Annotated in this window: 25 protein-coding genes, 3 tRNA genes and 1 other RNA gene; 10 read left to right on the top strand and 19 right to left on the bottom strand. The window is 67.8% G+C overall.

What is annotated here, in order from left to right; all coding sequences use genetic code 11:
- Positions 1-17 precede the first annotated feature (17 nt).
- Positions 18-206: a hypothetical protein gene (locus CBR61_RS09800; RefSeq protein ID WP_088914187.1), complete on the top strand. Its 189-nt coding sequence runs from the start codon at positions 18-20 to the stop codon at positions 204-206.
- 235 nt (positions 207-441) lie between these two features.
- Here CBR61_RS09800 and CBR61_RS09795 read toward each other — a convergent pair whose 3' ends face one another.
- From CBR61_RS09795 to efp, 5 genes are all read right to left on the bottom strand, one after another.
- The gene (locus tag CBR61_RS09795) at positions 442-1,764 is read right to left on the bottom strand and encodes an amidohydrolase (protein WP_088914186.1); all 1,323 of its coding nucleotides are present in this window, start codon (positions 1,762-1,764) and stop codon (positions 442-444) included.
- 23 nt (positions 1,765-1,787) lie between these two features.
- Entirely contained in the window at positions 1,788-3,626 is a 1,839-nt protein-coding gene (locus CBR61_RS09790; RefSeq protein ID WP_088914185.1) for an SLC13 family permease, read from the bottom strand.
- 68 nt (positions 3,627-3,694) lie between these two features.
- Positions 3,695-3,779: transfer RNA gene (locus tag CBR61_RS09785), tRNA-Leu, on the bottom strand.
- A gap of 143 nt (positions 3,780-3,922) precedes the next feature.
- Positions 3,923-4,741 carry an inositol monophosphatase family protein gene (locus tag CBR61_RS09780; protein ID WP_088914184.1) on the bottom strand — a complete coding sequence of 273 codons (819 nt, stop codon included), beginning with the start codon at positions 4,739-4,741 and terminating at the stop codon, positions 3,923-3,925.
- Positions 4,742-4,839: 98 nt separating this feature from the next.
- On the bottom strand, positions 4,840-5,403 hold the full coding sequence (gene efp, locus CBR61_RS09775; protein WP_088914183.1) for an elongation factor P: 564 nt from the start codon (positions 5,401-5,403) through the stop codon (positions 4,840-4,842).
- Positions 5,404-5,590: 187 nt separating this feature from the next.
- Here efp and CBR61_RS09770 point away from each other — a divergent pair, with 187 nt between their 5' ends.
- Entirely contained in the window at positions 5,591-6,016 is a 426-nt protein-coding gene (locus CBR61_RS09770; protein WP_088914182.1) for an elongation factor P, read from the top strand.
- 21 nt (positions 6,017-6,037) lie between these two features.
- A complete protein-coding gene (locus CBR61_RS09765; RefSeq protein ID WP_088914181.1) occupies positions 6,038-6,775 on the top strand; it encodes a haloacid dehalogenase type II in 738 nt (245 codons plus the stop codon).
- 27 nt (positions 6,776-6,802) lie between these two features.
- Here CBR61_RS09765 and CBR61_RS09760 read toward each other — a convergent pair whose 3' ends face one another.
- The 8 genes from CBR61_RS09760 to tkt all read right to left on the bottom strand — a co-directional run bounded on the left by CBR61_RS09760 (position 6,803) and on the right by tkt (position 14,231).
- Positions 6,803-7,231, bottom strand: a complete 429-nt coding sequence (locus tag CBR61_RS09760) for a hypothetical protein (protein WP_088914180.1) — start codon at positions 7,229-7,231, stop codon at positions 6,803-6,805.
- A 74-nt stretch (positions 7,232-7,305) separates the two neighbouring features.
- A complete protein-coding gene (thiE, locus tag CBR61_RS09755; RefSeq protein WP_088914179.1) occupies positions 7,306-7,944 on the bottom strand; it encodes a thiamine phosphate synthase in 639 nt (212 codons plus the stop codon).
- 59 nt (positions 7,945-8,003) lie between these two features.
- Positions 8,004-8,888: a fructose bisphosphate aldolase gene (locus CBR61_RS09750; protein WP_088914178.1), complete on the bottom strand. Its 885-nt coding sequence runs from the start codon at positions 8,886-8,888 to the stop codon at positions 8,004-8,006.
- Between the two features lie 123 nt (positions 8,889-9,011).
- Positions 9,012-9,464 (bottom strand): PaaI family thioesterase, encoded by a 453-nt coding sequence (locus CBR61_RS09745; protein ID WP_088914177.1) that lies wholly within the window; start codon positions 9,462-9,464, stop codon positions 9,012-9,014.
- 2 nt (positions 9,465-9,466) lie between these two features.
- The gene (locus CBR61_RS09740) at positions 9,467-9,892 is read right to left on the bottom strand and encodes a YybH family protein (RefSeq protein ID WP_157696556.1); all 426 of its coding nucleotides are present in this window, start codon (positions 9,890-9,892) and stop codon (positions 9,467-9,469) included.
- 2 nt (positions 9,893-9,894) lie between these two features.
- Positions 9,895-11,097: a phosphoglycerate kinase gene (locus tag CBR61_RS09735; RefSeq protein WP_088914175.1), complete on the bottom strand. Its 1,203-nt coding sequence runs from the start codon at positions 11,095-11,097 to the stop codon at positions 9,895-9,897.
- 131 nt (positions 11,098-11,228) lie between these two features.
- The gene (gene gap / locus CBR61_RS09730) at positions 11,229-12,236 is read right to left on the bottom strand and encodes a type I glyceraldehyde-3-phosphate dehydrogenase (protein WP_088914174.1); all 1,008 of its coding nucleotides are present in this window, start codon (positions 12,234-12,236) and stop codon (positions 11,229-11,231) included.
- Positions 12,237-12,251: 15 nt separating this feature from the next.
- The gene (gene tkt / locus CBR61_RS09725) at positions 12,252-14,231 is read right to left on the bottom strand and encodes a transketolase (RefSeq protein ID WP_088914173.1); all 1,980 of its coding nucleotides are present in this window, start codon (positions 14,229-14,231) and stop codon (positions 12,252-12,254) included.
- 201 nt (positions 14,232-14,432) lie between these two features.
- Here tkt and CBR61_RS09720 point away from each other — a divergent pair, with 201 nt between their 5' ends.
- The 6 genes from CBR61_RS09720 to CBR61_RS09695 all read left to right on the top strand — a co-directional run bounded on the left by CBR61_RS09720 (position 14,433) and on the right by CBR61_RS09695 (position 17,532).
- Complete coding sequence (locus CBR61_RS09720) at positions 14,433-14,648, top strand: hypothetical protein (RefSeq protein WP_088914172.1); 216 nt, start codon at positions 14,433-14,435, stop codon at positions 14,646-14,648.
- Positions 14,649-14,656: 8 nt separating this feature from the next.
- Complete coding sequence (locus CBR61_RS09715) at positions 14,657-15,133, top strand: cell division protein ZapA (protein WP_088914171.1); 477 nt, start codon at positions 14,657-14,659, stop codon at positions 15,131-15,133.
- 11 nt (positions 15,134-15,144) lie between these two features.
- Positions 15,145-15,316, top strand: a non-coding RNA gene (ssrS, locus tag CBR61_RS09710) — 6S RNA.
- A 202-nt stretch (positions 15,317-15,518) separates the two neighbouring features.
- Positions 15,519-16,088: a 5-formyltetrahydrofolate cyclo-ligase gene (locus tag CBR61_RS09705; RefSeq protein ID WP_088914170.1), complete on the top strand. Its 570-nt coding sequence runs from the start codon at positions 15,519-15,521 to the stop codon at positions 16,086-16,088.
- A complete protein-coding gene (locus tag CBR61_RS09700) occupies positions 16,088-16,342 on the top strand; it encodes a DUF2842 domain-containing protein (RefSeq protein WP_088914169.1) in 255 nt (84 codons plus the stop codon). Before CBR61_RS09705 ends, CBR61_RS09700 begins: the two co-directional genes overlap by 1 nt.
- A 116-nt stretch (positions 16,343-16,458) precedes the next feature.
- Entirely contained in the window at positions 16,459-17,532 is a 1,074-nt protein-coding gene (locus tag CBR61_RS09695) for an MBL fold metallo-hydrolase (RefSeq protein ID WP_088914168.1), read from the top strand.
- Positions 17,533-17,549: 17 nt separating this feature from the next.
- Here CBR61_RS09695 and CBR61_RS09690 read toward each other — a convergent pair.
- The 6 genes from CBR61_RS09690 to thyA all read right to left on the bottom strand — a co-directional run bounded on the left by CBR61_RS09690 (position 17,550) and on the right by thyA (position 23,146).
- Positions 17,550-17,626 (bottom strand) — tRNA-Asp (locus tag CBR61_RS09690).
- A 119-nt stretch (positions 17,627-17,745) separates the two neighbouring features.
- Complete coding sequence (locus CBR61_RS09685) at positions 17,746-18,312, bottom strand: YdeI/OmpD-associated family protein (protein ID WP_088914167.1); 567 nt, start codon at positions 18,310-18,312, stop codon at positions 17,746-17,748.
- A gap of 34 nt (positions 18,313-18,346) precedes the next feature.
- A complete protein-coding gene (locus tag CBR61_RS09680; protein WP_088914166.1) occupies positions 18,347-19,711 on the bottom strand; it encodes a dihydrolipoamide acetyltransferase family protein in 1,365 nt (454 codons plus the stop codon).
- A 7-nt stretch (positions 19,712-19,718) separates the two neighbouring features.
- Positions 19,719-20,771 carry an alpha-ketoacid dehydrogenase subunit beta gene (locus CBR61_RS09675; protein ID WP_088914165.1) on the bottom strand — a complete coding sequence of 351 codons (1,053 nt, stop codon included), beginning with the start codon at positions 20,769-20,771 and terminating at the stop codon, positions 19,719-19,721.
- Entirely contained in the window at positions 20,768-22,063 is a 1,296-nt protein-coding gene (locus CBR61_RS09670) for a thiamine pyrophosphate-dependent enzyme (protein WP_088914164.1), read from the bottom strand. The genes CBR61_RS09675 and CBR61_RS09670 overlap by 4 nt, the downstream gene beginning before the upstream one ends.
- 114 nt (positions 22,064-22,177) lie before the next feature.
- Positions 22,178-23,146 (bottom strand): thymidylate synthase, encoded by a 969-nt coding sequence (gene thyA / locus CBR61_RS09665; protein WP_088914163.1) that lies wholly within the window; start codon positions 23,144-23,146, stop codon positions 22,178-22,180.
- Between the two features lie 110 nt (positions 23,147-23,256).
- Here thyA and CBR61_RS09660 point away from each other — a divergent pair.
- Positions 23,257-23,333 (top strand) — tRNA-Pro (locus CBR61_RS09660).
- The last annotated feature ends 294 nt before the right edge of the window (positions 23,334-23,627 follow it).

Below are 23,627 nucleotides of genomic sequence, written 5' to 3'. Positions count from 1 at the left end.
ACCCAGCGGAGAGTGACATGACCGAGACCGATACCCCCAAGACCGAGCCCGCCCGCGCCCGCGCGCTGCTCTCGACCGCCGACATGAAGCTCCTGCGCCGCGCGCTGGAAAGCCATGCCCGCGCCACCGAGGACCGCGAGGAGCTGGCCAAGATCAACGCCCTTCACCACCGCCTCGGCACCTACGTGCCCGCATCGGGCGAATAACCCGTTTCACAGTTCTCCTGGGGAGGAGAAACGGCCGCCGGAATGCCTCCGCAAGGGGGCGCTCCGGCGGCCGAATTTATTGGCGGGGCGGGAAAGTTCCTGGCGAAACGCACGAAATCCGTTCGTCCTGAGCTTGTCGAAGGACTGCACTTTCCTTGAGTTCAGCGCGAACCCGAGAAGCGAAGGACGGCCCTTCGACAAGCTCAGGGCGAACGGGTCCGATGGATGACGCGGCCTACCCGCCCTTCTTCGCCAGCAGATCCAGCGTCGCCGCCGTCAGCGCCTCGGTCGCGGTGGCGATCACCACCGGAGCGTCGGGCGCCCAGAAGGGGGAGTGGAGCGAGGGCAGCGACAGCTCGCCCCTCTGCGCCTTCTCCCAGCGGTCCTGCGGCACCCCGCCGACCCAGAAGATCAGGCTTTCGACATTCTCGCGGTCAGCGCGGTAATACTGGCTGAAATCCTCCCCCGCCATCGCCGCCGGAACCTCCGACACCCTGCCGGCAAAGCGCGTCTGGAGCCCGGACATCACCTTCGTGGTCAGATCGGCCGTGTTGAAGGTCGCCGGCGTGTAGACCTGCTGCACCACCACGCGGGGCATCCTGTCCTCCGGCATCCCGGCGGCAACCGCCTCGCCCCTGGCGATCCGCGCTATCCCCTCGAGCAGGTGCTGGCGGGTCGCATCGGCATAGCTGCGCACGGTGATCTGGAGCCGGGCCTCGTCGGGGATGATGTTGTGCTTGGAGCCGGCCTGGAAGCTGCCGACTGTGACGACGGCAGGTTCCTGCGGATCGATTTCGCGGCTCACCAGCGTCTGCAGACGCATCACGATGCTCGAGGCGATGACCACCGGATCCTTGGTCGTATGGGGCGAGGCGCCGTGGCCGCCGATGCCGGGCACGATCACGTCGACCGTATCGACATTGGCGAGCGCGAAGCCGTTGGAATAGCCCAGATGCCCCGCCGGGGCCTGCGCCGAATCATGGAAGGCAAGCACGTAGTCCGGCTTGGGGAAGCGGGTGTAGAGCCCGTCGTCGAGCATCGCCTTGGCGCCCTCGCCGATTTCCTCGGCGGGCTGGAGGATCATCACCAGCGTGCCCGACCACTGGTCGCGCCGCTCGCTCAGCAGCTGCGCAGTGCCGACCCAGGCGGCCATGTGGGTATCGTGCCCGCAGGCGTGCATCACCCCGGTCTCGACGCCCGTCGCGGGCACGGCGCGGCGCTTCGAGGCATACGGCAGACCGGTCTGCTCGATCACCGGCAGCCCGTCCATGTCCGCGCGCAGCATCACCGTGGGGCCCTCGCCGTTGCGCATCACCGCGACGACGCCGGTCCTGCCGACGCCCTCGGTCACCTCGAAGCCCAGCGCGCGGGCGCGGGCGGCGAGCTTCTTCGCGGTCTCGACCTCCTGGAACGACAGTTCGGGGTTGGCGTGAAGGTCCTTGTAGAGCTCGACCAGCGCCGGCAGGTCCGCCGCCACCGCATCGCGCAGCTCGTCCGCCTGCGCCGGCGCCGCCACCAGCGCGAGGACGCTCGCACCCGCCCATGCCCGTCGCTTCATCCTCGCTCTCCCCTTCCCTGTCCTCACAAGCCGTACCACAGCACCAGCAGCACCGAGAGCACCGTCACCATCAGCGCCACCACCGGCAGGCCGGCGCGCACGTAATCGCCGAATTCGTAGTCCCCTTCGGACATGATCAGCAGGTTGGTCTGATAGGCAATCGGCGTGGCGAAGGCGAGGTTGCAGCCGAACAGAACGGCCAGCACCAGCGGCTCGGGCGGAAGGCCGAGCTGCAGCGCGATGCTGTAGGCGATCGGCGTCCCGATCGTCGCGGCGGTGGCGTTGGAGGCGAAGTTCGTCAGCAGCGTCACGAACAGCATGATCGCCGAGAGCACCAGCGCCGGCGGCAGGTAGGCGAGGCCCAGCGAGAGCGCCTGCCCCAGCCACGCGGCCGCCCCGCTCTCGTCGATCACCCGGCCGATGGCGAGGCTCGCGGCGATCAGCACGATCACCTTGGCCGAAAGCGCGCGGCCCACGCGGTCGAACTTCACGCAGCCGGTGACGAACATCGCGATCGCCCCGGCAAGCGCGGAGATCGCGATGGGGAGCTTGATCGGCGCATAGCCGCCCGCGCTGTCGAACCACGGCACCCCAAGCGACGCGGTGGAGATCGCCCCCAGCATGATCGCGCCTGCCAGCACGGCCTTCGAGCGGCGCGGCAGTTCGCGGGCACCCTCGAGCCGGAGCAGTCCGTCGCTGCGCGCGAAGCTCTGGAGGTCCTCCTCGATACCCATCACCAGCAGCACGTCGCCCTCGAGGATCCTGAGATCGCCCACCTCGCTGTAGATCTCGCGCTCGCCCAGAACGCGGGCCGGGCGATGGATGCCGAGCACCGCGACGCCGTAAAGGTCGGCAATGCCGGAGCTTGCCAGGGTGCGGGTGACGAGGCGCGAATCGGCGGTCACCGTCATCTCGACGGCGACGATGTCCTCGCCCTTCGCCTTTGAGACATTGCGGATCCTGTCGATCACCCAGGTCGGGGCAAGATCGCCCTTGAGCGCGCGGGCGGCCTCCTCGATCGCCTCGTGAGTGCCCGAGATGTGGAGCCTGTGATGGGGCGGCAGGGGCCCGGCGGGGGCATCGTGGACGGTGATCCCCTCGGGCAGCTTGGCGTGGACGCTCGTGAGGTCGGCGCCCGCCAGCGCGCCGCTCGACCCGACGCGCAGCCGGGTGTGGAAGATGCGCCGGGCATTGTCGGGCAGGACCGAGTTGTCGGGCAGCATCCGCGGCATCACCAGCCACAGGTAGGGCACCGCCACCAGCCCGGCCATCAGCACGATCGGCGTGAACTGGAACACCCCTATGGGGGCCATGCCGATATCGTCGGCGATGCTGACCACGAGGATGTTGGTCGATGTGCCGATGGTGGTCGCCATGCCGCCGAGCAGCACTGCGGTGTTGAGCGGCATCAGCACCTTTGACGAGGCCATCAGCCCCTTGGCCGCGATGGCGACGACGATCGGGATCAGCAGCACCATCACCGGCGTGTCGTTGACGAACATCGACAGGAAGAACGCCAGCAGGAGCGCCGCAAGAAGCCCGATCTGGCCATTGAGGCGGAACACGTTTTCCAGCAGCCGCGCGAAGGGTTCGAGCGCGCCCGTGACCACCAGCCCCCGGCCCATGATCATCAGAGCGCAGATCGTGATCAGCGCCGAATGGCCGAAGCCGCCGAAGGCGAGCGCGAGGCCGTCGGTCGGCTTGGTCCCGGCCAGCGGCGCGAAGTAGAGCCCCACGCCGATCACCGCGATGGTGACGAGCGAGACGATCTCCTCGGGGTAGCGTCCCCGGGCGAAGCCGATGAACATGGCGATGGTCACCGCCATGGCCGCTATCGCGTGATAGGAGGGAGCTTCCAGCATGGCGTTGCCCGCAAGGCTAGCCACTGGGGGCCGCTGCGGGCAAGCGGTTTGTCGCTAACGCAAGTGGGTGGTGCCCCTGGCCAGACTCGAACTGGCACATCTTTCGATAACCGATTTTGAGTCGGTCGCGTCTACCAATTCCACCACAGGGGCCCCGGAGCGGACCGGGCGCCTCTAGCCCGCATTGCGCGCGGCATCAAGCATGACCCCGGCTGTTCCACGTGGAACACCGCGACGGCAGCGGTACGGCGGGGCGATGACCGCGCAACGACCTGCCGACGACCGGCGAATGATCATCAGCGCAGCGCGCCCGCCAGCAGCTTGTGCAGCTTGGAGTGCAGCGCATCGTTCGCCGCCAGCACCTGCGCCGAATGGATCGCTTCCGAACGCCCGCGGAAATCGGAGACGAAGCCGCCCGCCTCGCGCACCAGCAGGCAGCCGGCGGCGGTGTCCCAGTCGGAAAGGCCGCTTTCCCAGAACCCGTCGAAGCGCCCCTGCGCCACGTAGGCCAGATCGAGGGAGGCCGCGCCGAAGCGGCGGATGCCTGCGACCTCGGGGCCGATGGCGCCGAAGATGCGGCTCCACTCGGCAAAGTCGCCGTGGCCGAAGAAGGGAATGCCCGTCGCCACCAGCGCGTCCGACAGGCGCGAGCGAGCCGAGACGCGCAGGCGCGCATCGTGGAGCCAGGCCCCGCGCGATTTCTCGGCCCAGAAGGTCTGGTCGGTGATCGGCTGGTAGACCACGCCCGCAACGACATCGCCCCAGCCCTTCCCGTCGGGCCGCGGCTCCTGCGCGGCGATGCTGATGGCGAAGTGCGGGATGCCGTGGAGGAAGTTGCTGGTGCCGTCGAGCGGATCGACGATCCAGCGGGGCATCCCCGGATCGCCCTCGATCACGCCTGCCTCTTCCATCACGAAGCCCCAACCGGGGCGCGCGGCGGAGAGTTCGTCATAGAGCGTGCGCTCGGCGCGCATGTCGGCCTTGCTGACGAAATCGGCCGGGCCCTTGCGGGAGACCTGAAGGTGCTCGACTTCGCCGAAATCGCGCCGCAGACGCCCGCCCGCCTTGCGCGCGGCGCGTTCCATGACGCGGATGAGGCCGGAAATAGCTGCCATTGCAATACTCTCTGCCGTTCGCCTCGAGCGCAGTCGAGAGGCGGGTGCGGCGCTATTGTGTCTCGACTACGCTCGACACGAACGGGAGGTGTCGCCCCTCAGTTCGCCTTGCCGACGTAGGCCTGCTCGTAGACGTCGACCACGATCCGCGTGCCGCTTTCGATATGCGGGGGCACCATGATGCGCACGCCGTTGTCGAGGATCGCGGGCTTGTAGCTCGAGGAGGCGGTCTGGCCCTTCACCACGGCGTCAGCTTCGACGATGGTGGCTTCGATCTGGGCGGGCAGCTCGACGCTGATGGGCTTTTCGTCCCACAGCTCGAGCATCACCTGCATCCCGTCCTGCAGGAAGGGGCGCGCGTCGCCCAGAAGGTCGGAGGGCAGGTTGATCTGCTCGTAGGTGTCCTGATCCATGAACACCAGCATGTCGCCGTCTTCATAGAGGAACTGGAAGTCCTTGGTGTCGAGCCGCACGCGCTCGACCGTGTCGGCGCTGCGGAAGCGCACGTTGGTCTTGCGGCCGTCCTGCAGGTTCTTCATCTCGACCTGCATGTAGGCCCCGCCCTTGCCCGGCTGGGTGTGCTGGATCTTGGCGACCTTCCAGATGCCGCCTTCATATTCGAGAATGTTGCCGGGGCGGATGTCGACGCCGCTGATCTTCATGGGCTTCAGGCCTTTTTACGAGGTGGAAAGAGCGTGCGGGGGCGCGCTGCCGGAAAGGCGCACATCCCCGAAAGATGCGCGCCCATAGCCGAGCGCGCTCCGATCGGCAAGCGGGCCGGCGCGCGGCGGCAGCGCGCGTGGTTAATGACATGGCGCGGCCGATGCGGGGCTGGTAGAGGTGCCCGTCATGAAGATGCGTTACGTGTTCCTGCTCGTCCTTTCCGCCGCCGCGATGGCCGCCTTCATCCCCGGCGAAGCCGAGGGACAGGACCGCAAGGCCTCGCGCCCGACCGGAACCGCCACCATGCCGACCGGCGGGATGCTCGGCATCCTGCGCCACGGCAACTGGCAATGCGCGCTTCCCGGCGATGCGGGGGGCGAGGCCTTCATCGAGGTGCCTGAGGAAGCCTTCCGGATCGGCACCGCCTCGAGCTACGAGAGCCCGGCGGGCAACGGCATCTACCTGCTGCGCGGCACCGAACTGGTCTTCACCCGCGGCCCCAAGAAGGACGAACGCTTCCGGGTGCTGGGCGAGAACACGCTGAGGAAGCTGGCGCCCGACGGGAGCGACAGCAAACTGATCTGCACCCGTATCGGCAGCGGCGGCGTCTGACCTAGCCTCGGCAGAGCAAGCATGGCCGATCCCGCTCACAGCCGCGCCCTGCCCAAGGCTCTCGCCTTCGACGTGTTCGGCACGGTGGTCGACTGGCGCACCAGCGTGGCGCGCGAATCCGCCCGCTTCCTCGCGATGATCGGCGAGGATCCGCAAGCCGCCGAAAGCTTCGCAGATGCCTGGCGCGGGCAATACATCGCGGCGATGATCGGGATGCGCAAATCGGGCCGGGCCTTCGTTCCGCTCGACGTGCTCCACCGCGAGATGCTGGAGACGGCCCTGCGCGAACGCGGCGTCGATCCCGCCGGGCTCGACGAGGCGCTGCTGGCCGACTGGAACCGTGCCTGGCACCGGCTCGACCCGTGGCCCGATGCCGTGGAGGGCCTCACGCGGCTCAGGAAGCGGTTTCCGATCGTCACCTGCTCGAATGGCAACATCGCGCTGATCCTCGCCATGGCCCGCCGCGCCGGCCTGCCGTGGGACGCGATCCTCGGGGCGGAGGTGAGCGGCGCCTACAAGCCCGACCCCAGGGCCTATCTCCACACCGCCGAGGTGCTGGGCCTTGCGCCGGGCGAGGTGTGCCTCGTCGCAGCACATCACGGCGACCTCGCCGGCGCGCGGAATGCCGGACTGATGTGCGCCTATGTCGACCGGCCCGACGAATATGGCGGCGCCCCTGCCCCCGATGCCCACCACGAACAGGCGTGGGAATGGTCGGCGACCAGCTTCACCGACCTCGCCGACCAGCTGGGCTGCTGATCCGCCGGAAGCCTTGATCGCGGCGGCCTAGTTCGTGTCCCCGGGCTGATCGAAGCACTTTTCGGGTTCGTAGGTCTGGTATCCGACGAGCTTGACCTTCGAACGGTCGTTCTTGCACACCCAGACCTCGATCCGGTCACCGACCTTCAGCTTGTCGAAGGAGGGGTTGGACAGCATCACACGGCGGAATTCCTCACGCCGCTCGCCGTTGTCGTCTCGATAGGCGAAGCGGATGCTGCCGGCCTGGATCGCATCGGGCTGGCTGCTCCGCCTGAGTTCGATCACCTCGCCGGGGATCGTGTCGTGCGCCATCGCCCCGGCGAAGATGACACCGCCATAAAGCATTACGAGGGCCAGCAGGGTCTGTCCTGCCTCGGTCCGGGCGAAAAGCACCAGCAGGACGGCCACCAGCCCGAGGACCACGAGGCAGCCGCCGCAACCGATTTTCCTGATCATCGAGGTCCGCCCCCAGCACCGAGATCGCACAGCCTCGCGGGGCTACACGGCGCGGCGGGGGCCGACAAGGGCCGCTAGCCGCGCATGACCTTGGCGAAGGCCTCGATCGCGGCGACCTCGTCCCCGCCCCAGACCGCGTGGCTGACCGCAAGGAAATCTGCGCCCGCCTCGATCAGCGGTTTGCAGTTGTCGGGCGTGATGCCGCCGATGGCGACGCAGGGGATCTCGAAAAGCTGGGTCCACCAGCTGAGGAGTTCGGGGGTTGGGCGTTCCGCATCGCCCTTGTCCTTGGTCGACGAGGGATAGAACGCCCCGAAGGCGACATAATCCGCCCCCGCCTCGCCCGCTTCCATCGCGAGGTGGCGGCTGGCGTGGCAGGTGACACCGATCTGCGCCTCGCGCCCCAGTTCCGCGCGCGCGTCCTTCGGCGAGCCGTCCTCCTGCCCGAGATGCACCCCGTCGGCCTTCAGCCGCTTGGCGAGCGCGATCGAATCATTGACGATGAAAGCCACGTCATGCGCGGCGCAGATCGCCTGGAGCGGCGCGGCGAGGCGGGCGGCCTCGTGCTGGTCCAGCCCCTTCACCCGGAACTGGAAGGCGGTGACAAGATCGCCGTGCCGACGCGCCCCCGCCGCCAGCGCACGCTCGAGCCGGGCGGGGAAATCCCCGCCGACATCGAGCGGGGAAATGAGGTAGAGCTGTGTCTGGGTCATGGGGGCGGTTCGCTAGCGGCTCGCGCCCCTGCTGTCACGCCCCCTTGCCCGCAGGCGCGTCAGACGCTCGCGCCCGCGATCTGGTCGATCGCCTTGCCGAGGACGGTGTTGAACTCCTCGTCCGACTGGCCCTTGCGCAGGTCCTGCAAGAGCCCGCGGCTGAAGCTCGCGATCATGCCGGGGTTCTGCGCCAGGCGGGCGCAGGCCTCGTCGGTCGAGAACCCGCCCGACAGCGCGACGACGCGCAGCACCTTGGGGTGCGCGATCAGCGGCGCATAGAGCCCGGCGGTTGCGGGGATCGAGAGCTTGAGCATCACCTGCTGGCCCTCGGGCAGGGCATCGAGGTGCTTCGTGATCTCGGCCAGCAGGATCGCCTCGCCCTCGGCGCGGTCTTCGGCGGTGATGTCGTATTCGGGCTCGATGATCGGCATGAGGCCCGCGGCGATGATCTGCGCGCCCACCTCGAACTGCTGGGCGACGATCGCGGCGATCCCGGCCGGGTTCGCCGCCTTGATGACCGAGCGCATCTTGGTGCCGAACATCCCGGCCGCGACCGACTTCTCCAGCAGCGCGGCGAGCTTGCCCATCGGCTTCATCAGCTGCACCCCGTCGGCCTCATCGGCGAGGCCCTCGTCAACCTTGATGAAGGGCACGATGCCGCGCGCCTTCAGGGCATCGGCGGTCGGCTTGCCGTCGACCTCGCCGTCCATCGTCTTCTCGAACAGGATCGCGCCGATCACCTTGCCGCTCGCAAAGCACGGCGCGGTGATGACGCGGGCGCGCATCGCGTGGATCTGGGCGAACATCTCGTCGTCGCCCGACCATTCGCTGTCGTCCACCCCGTAGCCGCGCAGCGCCTTGGGGGTCGAACCGCCCGACTGGTCGAGCGCGGCGATGAACCCCTGTCCGGTGGCGATGCGGTCGGTCATTTCACGGGTGTTCATGGCAAGCGTTCTCCAAGTCGCGAGAGGTGGTTCGACTGCGTCCCTGAAGGCCCTGTGCATAGGTATGCAGAGCCCTGTGCGCGCGGCCTTAGCGAGGCCTTGCGGATGCTGCAACCGCGAAGGTCAGCGTTTCGAAAGTCGCCGGATGATGCCGGTGAAACTCAGCGCCGGGGCGCCGTCGCCGGTGACGAGGCCGCGCACGAAGATGGTCTTGCCCCCGCCCCGCGTCACCTCGCCCCGCGCCTCGACAAGCGCGCCGGACTGGACCGAGCCGAGGAAGTCGCCCGAAAGGTTCAACGTCACCGCATGGTCGCCGTTCAGGGCATCGGTGGCGATGGCGAAAAGGGCGAAGTCGGCGAAGGTCAGCAGACAGCCGCCGTGCATGAACCCGCCGCCGTTCATGTGACGCGGCTCGGCGCGGAAGGCGCTGGTGTAGGTGCCGTCGTCCTCGCGGCGGTAGAAGAACGGGCCCGAGCGGGTCTCGAAGGGGTCGCCCTCCCAGTAGCGCCAACCCGCAAACTCGCCCGATTCCATCACCTTGAGGGCGCCGTAGGAGGTTTCGACCGCTTCGCTCATGCCTATTTCCACAATTGCAGCTTGCCGATGGCGCCGGCGATGCTGTCGTCGCTGTCGAGCCGCCCGAGGCTCCTTTCGGCGAGCTTCCATCCGCCGATCGTGCCCTTGCGCCACAGGTCGGTGACGAGGAAGCTGCCGGTCCAGGTCTTCGGCCCGAAGGCGAGCTCGAGCTCGGCCCCCGCGACGAACCACGCCGCCTTGCCCTGCGCGCGCACGATCACTTCGCGGAAGGTGAAGCGGGTGCAGGCAAAGGCGCGCTCCATCGCGGCAAGGAAGCTCGGGCGATCAAGCAGTTGCGGCGGGGTGCTGCCGGCCAGCATCATGAAATCGCGGGCCAGCAGCTTCTTCATCGCCTTGGCATCGCCCGCCACCCACGCGCGCATCAGGGTGAGCGCCAGAGCCTCGATTTCTGCTTCCGTCGCAGCCATGCTCAGGCTTCGAGCGCCGCCACGCCGGGCAGGACGCGGCCTTCCATCCATTCGAGGAAGGCACCGCCGGCGGTCGAGATGTAGCTAAAGTCCTCCGAAGCGCCCGCATGGGCCAGCGCCGCGACCGTGTCACCGCCCCCGGCGACGCTGGTGAGCGAGCCTTCGAGCGTCAGCGCAGCAGCCGTGCGGGCCAGCGCGACGGTTGCGGCATCGAAGGGTTCGGTCTCGAAGGCGCCGAGCGGCCCGTTCCACACGAGCGTGCGGCAGGTCTTGAGCACGTCGGCGAGCGCCTCCACCGCCTGCGGGCCGAGGTCGAGGATCATCTCGTCCTCGGCAACTTCATGGACGTTGCAGACCCGCAAGAAGGCCGGGTTGGCGGCGAATTCCTTCGCCACGACAACGTCATAGGGCAGGTGAACGGTGCAGCCGGCATTCTCGGCCTCGTCCATGATCTTCGCGACTGTGGGGGCGAGATCGTGTTCGCACAGGCTCTTGCCGACATTCACCCCGCGCGCGGCGAGGAAGGTGTTGGCCATGCCCCCGCCGATGATGAGGTGCTGGACCTTGCCCACGAGGTTTTCCAGCACGGCGAGCTTGGTCGAGACCTTGGCCCCGCCGACGACAGCGGCGACCGGCTGTTCGGGCGCGCCGAGGGCGGCGTCCAGCGCCTTCAATTCGGCTTCCATCGAGCGGCCCGCATAGGCGGGCAGATGATGCGCGAGGCCCTCGGTGGTGGCATGGGCGCGGTGCGCGGCGCTGAAGGCGTCGTTGACGTAGAGCGTCCCGTGCGCCGCGATCGCCTGGGCGAGGTTGGGATCATTCTTCTCCTCGCCCGGCCAGAAGCGGGTGTTGTCGAGCAGGCCGATGTCGCCCGGGCGCAGGATCGATTCCACCGCCTGCGCCACCACCGGGCCGGCGATCTCGGGGATGAACATGATCTCCTTGCCGATCACCTTCTCGACATCGCCGATCACCATGCTGGTGGAGAGGGTCGAGGAGCGCTGCCCGCCCGGCCGCCCGAAATGCGCGAGCAGCAGCACCTTGGCCCCGCGCCCGGCGAGTTCGAGGATGGTGGGCTTCACCGCCTCCACCCGGGTCACGTCGGTGGCCGAGCCGTCCTTCATGGGAAGGTTGAGATCGACGCGTACCAGCGCGACTTCGCCGGTGAGGTCGGCGGGCAGATCATCGAGGGTCTTGAAGCTCATGGCCACGTTTCCGTTCGGTTCGAGCCCTTCGGCAGGCTCAGGATGAACTGCCGACTTCGTCGTCAGTCGAGAACCGTTCGTGCCGAGGTGTGTCTCGACGTCGCTCGACACGAACGGTGTTGTTGAAGGGATTACAGGAACTTCGCCACCACCCCGGCGGTGTCGATCATGCGGTTCGAGAAGCCCCACTCGTTGTCGTACCAGCTGACGACGCGGGCGAGCTTGCCCTCCATCACGCTGGTCTCGAGGCTGTCGACGGTCGAGGAGGCCGGATAGTGGTTGAAGTCCGAGCTGACGAGCGGCTGGTCGGTGTAGTCGAGCACGCCCTTCATCGCGCCTTCCGCGGCGGCCTTCAGCGCAGCGTTGATTTCCTCGGCGGTGGTGTCGCGGCTCGGCACGAAGACGAGGTCGACCATCGAGACGTTCGGGGTCGGCACGCGCACGGACGAGCCGTCGAGCTTGCCCTTGAGTTCCGGCAGCACCAGGCCGACCGCGCGGGCGGCGCCGGTGGTGGTCGGGATCATGTTCTGCGCACCCGCGCGGGCGCGGCGCAGATCGGAGTGGATCTGGTCGAGCATCCGCTGGTCGTTGGTGTAGGAGTGGATCGTGGTCATGAAGCCGCGCTCGATCCCGATCGCGTCGTTCAGCACCTTCGCCACCGGCGCGAGGCAGTTGGTGGTGCAGCTCGCGTTGGAGATGATCACGTCTTCGGCGGTCAGCGTTTCGTGGTTCACGCCGTAAACGATCGTCTTGGACACGCCGGTCGCGGGCGCGGAGATGATCACGCGCTTGGCGCCTGCGGCCAGGTGCGGGCGGCTCGCTTCGTCCGACTGGAAGAAACCGGTGCATTCCAGCACGATGTCGACGCCCATCTCGCCATGCGGCAGCTTGCCCGGATCGCGCTCCTTGGTCACCGCGATGCGCTTGCCGTTGACGATGATCGCATCGCCGTCGGCCGTCACTTCGCCGTTGAAGCGCCCGTGGATCGAATCATGCGCGAACAGCAGCGCGTTGGCCTTGGCGTCGGCAAGGTCGTTGATCGCAACCAGATCGAGATCGTGGTCGGTGCGCTCGAGGATGGCGCGGGCGACGAGGCGGCCGATGCGGCCGAAGCCGTTGATGGCGACTTTGGTAGCCATGAGAGGTACTCCTGCTTAGTTCTTGAGCTTGTTCAGGATTTGCGGAACGATACTCTCCGCGGTGAAACCGAAATGGGCAAACAGGTCGCCCGCCGGGGCCGACGCGCCGAAGCGGTCGAGGCCGATGGTGAGGCCGCCCGTGCCGGTGTAGCGCTGCCACCCGAAGGTGCTCGCCGCCTCCACCGAGACGATCAGCGCGTCGGCGGGCAGCAGTTCGGCGCGGTAGGTTTCCGGCTGATCGTCGAACAGCTCGGTGCAGACCATCGAAACGACATCCGTCCCCACGCCCTGTTCTTCCAGCTTCGCGGCGCAGGCTGCGGCGAGTTCGACTTCCGATCCGGTAGCGAGGATCACCACCTTGCGGGGCGCCTCGGCCGCCTTGAGGCGGTAGCCGCCCTTGGCCGAGAGGTTTTCCGTCGACGCGGTCAGGCGCAGCTGCGGCAGGTTCTGGCGGGTCAGCGCGAGCACCGCGGGGCGGCCCTTCTGCGCCAGCGCGATCTCCCAGCATTCCGCCGTCTCGACCGCGTCGCAGGGGCGCATGACGAGGAGGTTCGGCATCGCCCGCAGCGAAGCGAGATGCTCGATCGGCTGGTGGGTCGGTCCGTCCTCGCCGAGGCCGATCGAATCATGGGTCATCACGTAGATCACCCGGGCGCGCTGGAGCGCCGACAGGCGGATCGCGCCGCGCGCATAGTCGGTGAAGACGAGGAAGGTGCCGCCATAGGGGATCACGCCCCCGTGCAGCGCCATGCCGTTCATCGCCGCGGCCATGCCGAATTCGCGGATGCCGTAATAGACATAGCGGCCCGCGTAATTGTCGCGCGTGAAGGCCCCGATCCCGCCCGCGAGCGTGTTGTTCGAGCCGGTGAGGTCGGCGCTGCCGCCGATGGTGTCGGGCAGGCGCGGATTGATTGCGGCAAGCGCGATTTCGCTCGCCTTGCGGGTGGCGATCTTCTGGGGCGTCTCGATCAGCCCGGCGATGTGATCGGCGAGGCTGAAGTCCTCCGGCAATTCGCCCGCCATGCGCCGCTCGAATTCGGCCTTGTGCGGGCTCGCCTCGAGGTGTCCGGCCCAGGTCCCGTGCGCCCGGCGCCCCGGCTCGCCCGCGCCGCGCCAGTCGGCGAGGATCTCGGACGGGATCACGAAGGGCTCGTGTGTCCACCCCAGCGTCTCACGGGCGGCGGCGACCTCGGCGGCGCCCAGCGGGGAGCCGTGGGTGGCGCTGGTGCCCTGCTTGTTGGGGGCGCCCTTGCCGATCAGCGTGCGGCAGGCGACCAGCGAGGGGCGCGGGTCGGCCTTGGCCTCCTGCAGGGCGCGTTCGATATCGGCGAAGTCGTGACCGTCGCACTCGGTGACGTGCCAGCCCGTCGCGGCATAGCGCGCCTTGATGTCCTCCGAGGTCGACAGGTCGGTCGCGCCGTCGATGGTGATGCGGTTGTCGTCCCACAGCACGTTGAGATGCCCGAGGCCGAGGTGCCCGGCGAGCCCGATCGCCTCGTGGTTGATGCCCTCCATCAGGCACCCGTCACCCGCGATCACCCAGGTGCGGTGGTTGACCAGGTCATCGCCATAGACCGCGTTGAGGTGCCGCTCGGCCATCGCCATGCCGACCGCCATCGCGAGCCCCTGCCCGAGCGGGCCGGTGGTGCTTTCCACGCCCTCGAGCAGGAAGTTCTCCGGATGTCCGGCGCAGGGGCTGGTGAGCTGACGGAAATTGCGGATATCGTCGATCGTCGGCGCGGCATAGCCGGTCAGGTAGAGCAGGCTGTAGATCAGCATCGAGCCGTGCCCGGCCGAGAGCACGAAACGGTCGCGGTCGGCCCAGTTCGGAGCGGAGGGATCGAACTTGAGGTGGGCGGTGAACAGCACCGTCGCCACATCGGCCATGCCCATCGGCATGCCCGGGTGGCCCGAATTGGCTGCCTCCACCGCATCCATCGACAGGGCGCGGATGGCGTCGGCCATGGGCTTGAGGCGGGCGGCGTCGATGCTCATCGGCACGATATTCTCCTGGCTCGGCGACAGCGTCCGCGTTGCACGATTCGACCCCTGTCACGGTGCGCTGTGCCATTGCCGAGGCCAAGAGGGAGGTCAACCTCGCGCGCGCACATCACGCGCATCCGCCCTCGGCACACTTATCAACAGCCCGCCCCAAGCCTTTGCGCGTCATGATTTCTGTTGGTATCGGTAGCCATCATGACCGCCGAACGCATCGCAACCGCGCTGGCCCGTATCGAGAGCGCGATGGCGCGCATCGATGCGGCGCGGGAGGTGGCGGCGGGCGCGGACGGCAAGGGCGGCGGCGGCTCGGGACGGGTCGTTGAACTGGTCAACGTCCACGAGAAGCTGCGCGAACAGGTCGCCGAATCCCTGCGCGAGCTCGATGATCTGCTCGCCCAGCTGGAGGATTGAGCCGCGCCATGAGCACCGTCACCCTCAGCATCGGCCCCAAGAGCTACACCATCGCCTGCGCCGACGGCGAGGAAGCGCACATCCGGGCGCTGGGCGCGATGATCGCCGAGAAATATGCCCAGCTGGGGGCGGCACGTGCGCCGCTCGAGGCGCAGAACCTGCTGTTCGCGGCCCTGTTCCTCGCCGACGAGCTGGCCGAGGCGAAGAAGCGGACGGCATCGCCACCTGCGCCTGCTCCGACCCCCGAGCCCGACACCGCCGAGCTCGACGCCCTGCGCAAGACCGTCGCCCGGCTCGAGGCCGAGCTTGCCGCGGCGCGAAAGACTCCGCCGGCCGCGCCTGCCGCAACCCCGCAATTCGACCTGTTCGGCACCCCCGCCGCACCGTCCCCGCTCGCCGAGGACATGGCCGAGCGGCTCGAAGCCCTCGCCGCGCGCGCCGAGGCGAGCGCCGCCGCGCTTGAAGCGGCCGCCGCAAACGCCTAGATTGGCAAGCGGCGGGACTGCCCGGCACGAGCCGATTGAATATCCCTGAGGCTATAAGCAATCCATGGGAGCTGTCCCTGCCCCTGTCTGCCGGTCCGTCCGGAAGGCTCGGGTAAACGGCGCCCACCTGACGTTACTGGCGTCAGAGGATTTCGAGTGCAAACGACCCATGGTGGTTCCGCCACGCATTTGTTTTGGCCTCAGGCGCCGGCGCGCGCATCCGCGCGCTTGGCTCTCCTCCGGGGGCCCGGCCCCTGCGGGGCCACCCCTCCGGGCGCGCGGTCGCGCTTGCGGGCCTGCGGGCCGATTTTCGCTCCTCCTCCGTTCGGGCTGAGCTTGTCGAAGCCCTGCTTTTTCTTCACTGGCGCAGGCGGAAGGACACGCGATGACCAAGGACGAACTTCGCAAGGAACTCCGCGCGCGGCGCAAGGCGCACGTTCAGGCCCTGCCCGACAACCTGCGCGCGCTCATGTTCCATCGCCCGCCCGCCCCGCTGCTCGCGCGGATTCCGCAGGAGGCGACCATCGGCCTCTACCACGCCGGCCCCTTCGAGGCACCCGCGGCCGCCTATGCGCGCTTCTTCCGCGACGCGGGGCACGTGATCGCCCTCCCCCACTTCGCCGATCGCGCCGCGCCGATGACCTTCCGCCATCACACCGATCCTTACGCGCAGGAGGATCTCGAGGTCGGGCCCTTCGGCATCCTCCAGCCTGCCTCCGACGCCGAGGCGCTCATCCCCGACGTCCTGTTCGTCCCCCTCGTCGGATTCACGCCCGAGGGCGCACGGCTCGGACAGGGCGGCGGGCACTATGATCGCTGGCTGGCGGAACATCCTCCCGTCCTTGCCGTTGGGCTCGCATGGGACGCGCAATTGTGCGAGGCCCTACCCACCGAACCGCACGACGTTCCGCTCGACGCGGTCGTCACGCCCACCCGGATCTACGGAAAGCCCTGATGCGCGAGACCCCGACCTGGCGAATCCCCTTCGGCATCGTCAGCCTGTTCTTCCTGCTGATGCTCTACGGCGTCACCATCGCGCGCTATGCGCCGGGGATAATCGGCCACTGGTCGGGCGGGGCGCAGACGGTGGTCTATGTGGTGCTGGGGCTGATCTGGCTGCTGCCCTTGCGGCGCTTCCTGATCTGGATGGAGACCGGCCGCTGGAGCCCCCCGCCCCCCGCCCCTGCGCCCGAGGAATCGCAGGGCTAGACCTCGCCCGTTCTTGTCGGGCAGGCATCGCTGAACTCCTCTGACGCGCCCCGCTTGCCAGTCGTGCAGGCACCCCGCATAACCGCCCCCGGGGACGCGAACGGGGGAGAGTGACGATGAAGCGGATCGCGTTGGTCGCGGTTGCGGCGCTGGTGCTGGCAGGCGGTCTTGCCTGGACTTTCGGCAAGCAGGCCATCAGCGAGCGGCTGTTCCTTGCCGCGATCCAAGAGCGCGTCGGCGAAGATCCGTCGGCGGCGCTGCCCGATGGCCTCCATGTCTATGCCTGCGGGACGGGCTCTCCGCTGCACGATGCCGACCGCGCGGGGCCGTGCCTTGCTGTGCTGGCGGGGCGCACCGGCCTCGTGTTCGATTCGGGCTCGGGCTCGGTCCGCAAACTGGGCGCGATGGGCTTCCCGATGGAGCGGCTGGATGCGGCCTTCCTCACCCACCTCCATTCCGACCATATCGACGGGCTGGGCGAATTGCTGCTCCAGGCTTGGATGGCCGGCCGGCGCGGCGCGCCGATCCCCGTCCACGGCCCGCCGGGCACGAGCGCCGTGGTCGAGGGCTTCGCGGCAGCCTATGCCACCGACCGCGGCCTGCGCATCGCCCATCACGGCCCCGAGGTCGCCCGCCCGGGCGGCTTCGGCGGCGCACCGCGCGAATTCGTTCCCGAGGCGCTGGACGGCGGCGTGGTCTATGCCTCAGGCGGCGTCACCGTCACCGCCGCGCGCGTGCCGCACGATCCGGTGAAGGACGCCTTCGCCTACCGCATCAGCTATGGCGGGCGCTCGGTGGTGATCAGCGGCGACCTCAGCTACCATCCCCCGCTCGGCGCCTTCGCGCGGGGCGCGGACGTGCTGTTCCACGAGGCGCTCAATCCGAAGCTGGTGGGCGAGATCGGCAAGCAGGCGGCGAAGAACGGGAACCGCGATGTCGCCAAGATCATGGCCGACATCCCCTCCTACCACGCCACGCCCGAGCAGGCCGCCGCCATCGCCGAGGACGCAGGGGTGAAGGCGCTGGTGTTCTACCACGTCATCCCCGGCCCGCCCGTGTGGTTCCTTGAGCCCGCCTTCCTTGGCGACGCGCGCAACCGCTTCGGCGGCGAAATGCGGATCGCCGATGACGGGCTGATCGTCAGCCTGCCCGCGAAGGCAGACACCATCGGTTACGATCAGGTTCTGTAGGAGAGAAGGGGCAGCAATGGCGCGAGTGACGGGGCTCGAACCCGCGACCTCCGGCGTGACAGGCCGGCGCTCTAACCGACTGAGCTACACCCGCGCACTGCTTGCCCAAGAGCGTTCCGGCGTTGCCGTCCCGCTCGTGGAGCGCCGCCATTAGGGCCGGTGCACCGGGCTGTCAACGGCCCAATCGGCAAAATTTCGGGGTGGCTGCAAGCTTCAGCACTTATCGTACTTCCAGTTGCGCTTGCGGCCCTCGGCGAGCCATTCGATCGCCTGTGCGACCCGCCCCGCGCGGGTCTCTGCGCGCTTCGCCCCGGTGATCCATTCGATGTATTCGCGCCGGTGCGAGGGGGCAAAGCCGTCGAACACCGCGCGTGCCTGAGGGGCGCCATCGAGCGCGGCGGCCAGGTCGGACGGCACGGGCAGTTCGGGCTTCGGCGCACGCTTCGGCCGGGGCGTGCCGACCGCCGCCGCACCCGCCCGGATGCGCGCGACGAGTTCCCCGTCGGGCGGCAGGTCGGCGAGACTCGCAAGCTTGCCGAGCGAGCCCATGCCCTCGCCCGACTGGTCCTCGTGGTGGATGACGACCGCGGCGTGCGCCTTGAACGCCGCCAGCCCCACGACATTGCGCCCGCCGAGGATGAAGTGCGGCATCCCCCACTTGATGCCCTCCTCCGCCTCAGGCAGCGCCTCGTGCACCAGCGCGCGTACATGCGCGAGGATGGGCTGCGCGAAGGCGGGGGCCTTCGCGATGTAATCGTCGATGCGCGGATCGCGGGTCATGCCGGCTCCTCCCTCGGCGCCGACATTAGCGCCTTCAGTCGACCAGCAAAAGCGCGGGAGTCTCGATCAGCTTCTTCACGCCCTGGACGAAGCTCGCCGCATCGTGCCCGTCGACGACGCGGTGATCGCAGGAGATCGAGATGTTCATCAGCTTGCGCTTGGCAATACGCTCGCCGCCCATGCCGTCGGGCACGAACATCGGGCGCTCGACGATGCGGTTGGGGCCGATGATCGCGACTTCCGGGCGGTTGATGACCGGGGTGGTGGCAACGCCGCCGAGCGGCCCGAGCGAAGTGACGGTAAGGGTGGAGCCCGACAGCTCCTCCGACGTCGCCTTGCCGCTGCGCGCAGCCTCCGCGAGGCGACCGATCTCGCGGGCGAGCTGCCAGAGGTTCTTCGCCTGCGCGTCGCGAATCACCGGGACCATGAGGCCGCTGTCGGTCTGTGCCGCCATGCCGAGATGCACCGCGCCGTAGCGGGTGACGACATTCGCCTCGTCGTCGTAGCGCGCGTTGATCATCGGGTATTGCGGGATCACCTTGCAGATCGCGGTGATGAGCAGCGGGAGCATGGTGAGCTTGGGCCGCTCGCCGCGCGCTGCGTTGAGCTGCGCGCGCAGGTCCTCCAGATCGGTGACGTCGCACTCCTCGACATAGGTGAAGTGCGGGATGTGGCGCTTGGCCGCAGCCATGTTCTGGGCGATGCGCTTCCTGAGGCCGATGACCTTGATCGTCTCATCGGAGCGCGCCTTGCCTGCGGCTCCGAAGCCGCCGTTGTAGGCGAGGAAGGCGTCGAGATCGGCATGGCGCACACGGCCATCCGCGGCGGGCTTCACCTCGGCGAGGTCGATCCCGAGGTCCTTCGCGCGCTGGCGCACGGCGGGCGATGCGAGGACCTTGGCGCCAGCATCCGTTTGCCCTGAGCTTGTCGAAGGGCTGCTCTTTTCTTCGAACGCGGTGCCGGAAGAGGAAGGCAGTGCTTCGACGGGCTCAGCACGAACGGAGGGATCTAAAGCCGCCGCATCCTGCTGATCGCTCGCGTCCGACGTCTCGACCTCGATCCGCTCGGCAACCTCATCAGAGGTGGGCGCATCGGACATCTCGTCCTCGACCCGCTCGGCAGCGGCTTCGGCTTGCTCAGCGGTCGCCTCCCCCTCACCGTCGGTCTCGATCACCAGCAGCATCGCGCCGATGGCGATGGTGTCGCCGACCTCGCCCGCAAGCTGCGTGACAACGCCCGCGACCGGGCTCTCGATGTCGATCGTCGCCTTGTCGCTCATCACGTCGACGAGGTGCTGGTCCTCCTCCACGCGGTCGCCGACCTTGACGTGCCATTCGACGACCTCCGCCTCGGCAACGCCCTCGCCCACGTCGGGCATGTTGAAAGTGAACTTGGCCATTGCGCGGTCAGTCCTTCAGAAGCTTGTCGATCGCCTCGCCGATGCGGACGGGGCCGGGGAAATAGGCCCATTCGAGGCTGTGGGGATAGGGCGTGTCGAAGCCGGTCACGCGTTCAACCGGGGCTTCGAGATGGTAGAAGCAGCGTTCGGTGACGAGGGCGGAAAGCTCCGCCCCGAAGCCCGAGGTGCGGGTCGCTTCGTGCACGATCAGGCAGCGCCCGGTCTTCTCGACCGAGGCCTCAATTGCCTTGATGTCGAGCGGCACCAGCGTGCGCAGATCGAGGATTTCGGCATCGACGCCCTTGGCCTTGCACACCGCCTCGGCGACGTGGACCATCGTGCCATAGGCGAGCACGGTGAGCGCCTCGCCTTCCTGCACCACCCGCGCCTTGCCGAGCGGGATCTTGTAATAGCCTTCGGGCACCACGCTGTCGGGGTGCTTCTTCCACGGCTCGACCGGCTTGTCGTAATAGCCCGAGAACGGCCCGTTATAGATGCGCTTGGGCTCGAAGAAGATCACCGGATCATTGTCTTCGATCGCGGCGATCAGCAGGCCCTTGGCATCGTGCGGCGTGCTCGGGATCACGGTCTTGAGGCCTGCCACATGGGTGAAGAGCGCCTCAGGGCTCTGGCTGTGGGTCTGCCCGCCGAAGATGCCGCCCCCGAAGGGCGAGCGCACGGTGAGCGGCGCGATGTAATCGCCCGCCGACCGATAGCGCAGCCGCGCGGCTTCGGAGATCAGCTGGTCGAGGCCGGGATAGATGTAATCGGCGAACTGGATTTCGGGCACGGGGCGCAGGCCATAGGCCCCCATCCCCACCGCCACGCCGATTATTCCGCATTCCGAAATCGGCGTGTCGAACACGCGGGTCTTGCCGTGCTTCGCCTGAAGGCCCGCCGTGGCGCGAAACACGCCGCCGAAATAGCCGACATCCTCGCCCATGATGATCACATCGGGATCACGGGTGAGCATGATGTCGAGCGCCTCGTTGATCGCCTCGATCATGTTGAGGCGGCGTTCGGCCTGCACTTCGCCCGCGGTTTCCATCTGCTCGCTCATCCGAAGGGCCTTTCCGTGCCGAACTTGGCGATGCGCTCGCGGATCGCCTGTTCGGCCTGTTCCTCGAGGTGCCAGGGCAGCTCCTCGTAGACGTCCTCGAACATGGTGTGGAACGGGTGGTGGAGGCCGTGGCCGAGGATGCCGTTCTTCTCGGCTTCCTTGGTGGTGGCCTTGACGCGCTCGGCGCATTCGAGGTCCATCGCCGCGTGGCGTTCCTCGTCCCATTCCCCGATGGCGATGAGGTGCTTCTTGAGGCGGTTGATGGGATCGCCCAGCGGCCACTCCTCGCGCTCCTGCGCGGAGCGGTAACCCGAGGGATCGTCCGAGGTGGAGTGCCCTTCGGCGCGGTAGGTGAAATACTCGATGAGGGTCGGTCCGTGATTGCCCCGCGCGCGGTTTGCGGCCCATTCGGTTGCCGCATAACACGCCAGCGCATCATTGCCGTCGACCCGCAGCGCCGCGATCCCGTAGCCCAGCCCGCGCGCGGCGAAGGTGGTCCGCTCGGCCCCCGCGAAGCCGCTGAAGCTCGAGATCGCCCACTGGTTGTTCACCACATTGAGGATCACCGGCGCGTTGTAGACCGCGGCGAAGGTGCAGGCGGAGTGGAAGTCCCCCTCGGCTGTGGAGCCCTCGCCCACCCAGGTCGCGGCGATCCGGCTGTCGCCCTTGATGGCGCTCGCCATCGCCCAGCCCACCGCCTGCGGGCACTGGGTGGCAAGGTTGCCCGAAATCGAGAAGAAGCTGTGATCCCGGCTCGAATACATGATCGGCAGCTGCCGGCCCTTCAGCTTGTCGGCCCGGTTCGAATAGATCTGGTTGATCATCTCGATCAGCGGATAGCCGCGCGCGATCAGGATGCCCTGCTGCCGGTAGCTGGGGAACACCATGTCATCGCCGGCGAGCGCCATCGCTGCCGCCACCGACGTCGCCTCTTCGCCGGTGCACTTCATGTAGAAGCTGGTCTTGCCCTGTCGCTGACCGCGGAACATCCGCTCGTCGAAGGCGCGCACCAGCGCCATGTGGCCCAGCATCGCCCGCAGGGTTTCGGGATCGAGCCGCGGATTCCACGGGCCGTGGGCCTGATTGTCGTCCCCCAGCACCCGCACGAGGCCATAGGCAAGGCCCGCCATCTGCGAGGGGTGGATGCCTTCGTCCGGACGCGGCTGGTCGCCGGGAGCACCGATGTCGATATGCGAGAAGTCGGCCTGGTCGCCGGGCCGGTATTTCGGCTCGGGGACGTGCAGCGCGAGGGGTGCGCGGTTGCTGTCTGACGGTCTTGCCGGATCGGCCATTGGCTCGCGCTCTCCCGTGCTCGCAGGGCCGCGAACAGCGGGTGCGATCATTGCTTGCATACGTATTTTTATTTCACCGCCGGGGAGCGGTCAAGCATGGTCGCAGGCGCGCGGTCACACCGCAACAGGGGCGCTGATCGGGGGCAGCGGCGCGTAATCATGCACCACGAAATCCTCGATCCGGTAGCCGAAAATTGTTTCCGGCCTGCGGAGGATCTCGAGGCGGGGCTGGCCCTGTGGCTGGCGCGCAAGCTGTTCCTCGATGAGATGCGCGTGGTTGAGGTAGAGGTGCACGTCACCCCCCATCCACACCAGCTCGCCGGGGAGCATGTCGACCTGCTGCGCGATCATGCGCGTGAGCAGTGCCGCGGACCATAGGTTGAAGGGCAGGCCCAGCGCGACATCGCAGCTGCGCTGGTACAGCAGGCAGTTGAGCCGCGCGTCGCCCCCCTCGCCCGCGACATGGAACTGGTAGGTCTTGTGGCAGGGCGGCAGCGCCATGCGGTCGAGCTCGGCGACGTTCCAGCCCTCGATGATGTGGCGGCGGCTGCCCGGGCTGGTGCGCAGCGATTCGATCACCTGCGCAACCTGGTTGATGCCCTCGCCCTTCTCGTAGAGGCCGTCGGGGCGGTATCGCCAGGTCGGCCAGTCCACCCACTGCTTGCCATAGACGGGCCCGAGATCGCCCCATGCTTGCGCGAAAGCCTCGTTATCGGCGATGCGCTGAACGAACTCCTCGAGGCTGACCTGATCGCCCGTCTCGCGGACATATCGGGCGTGCGGCCACTCGTTCCAGATCTTCACGCCCTGCAGCACCAGCGGCCGGATGTTGGTCTCGCCGGTCAGGAACCACAGCAATTCGCGCGTCGCGGTCTTCCAGTAGACCCGCTTGGTGGTGAGCAGCGGCATCGCTCCCCCGCGGAGGTCGAATCGCAACACGCTGCCGCATACCGAGCGCGTGCCCACCCCGGTGCGATCGACGCGCTCGCTGCCGGTCTCCCAGATCTGCCGCATCAGATCGAGATACTGCTGTTCGGGGTGCGGATTTGCGTCGGTGGAAAGGGGAATCGCTGCGCTGGCCATGGCGGCGACTATAAGCCGCATTTGCCCGCTTGCCACTGTGCTCATCCACACCTATAGGGCGCGCCTTGCCTCGATCCGCAGGGGCATTTGCCCGCGCGGAGCGACACGGTCGGGGAGTAGCTCAGCCTGGTAGAGCACTGTCTTCGGGAGGCAGGGGCCGGAGGTTCGAATCCTCTCTCCCCGACCAATTTCGCATCCATCCGGAAATCTGTACGCGGCACATCATACGGGCATGGGGCCCGTGCCTGAGGTTTCGGGGAATCCGGACGTTAACGATGATTCGAAATTGGAGGCCGCGTTCACGTGCCAGCGGGGCACGCGGCATAATCCGGAGCGGGCATCCCGCAAAAAAGAAAAGCCCCGGTTTCCCGGGGCTTTTTTTACAATATGATCAGCGTCTTAGCGGACGCCGCCAGCGTTGACTACCCATTCCCACATAACAGCCTCCTGTTAGCATTGATATGCCGTAGGAGCCTCTGAT

The sequence above is a fragment of the Porphyrobacter sp. CACIAM 03H1 genome (assembly GCF_002215495.1).
In the GTDB taxonomy this organism is placed as follows: domain Bacteria; phylum Pseudomonadota; class Alphaproteobacteria; order Sphingomonadales; family Sphingomonadaceae; genus Erythrobacter.
The sequence above is the reverse complement of the archived record's forward strand: the minus strand, read 5'-3'. Positions and strand labels throughout refer to the sequence as shown.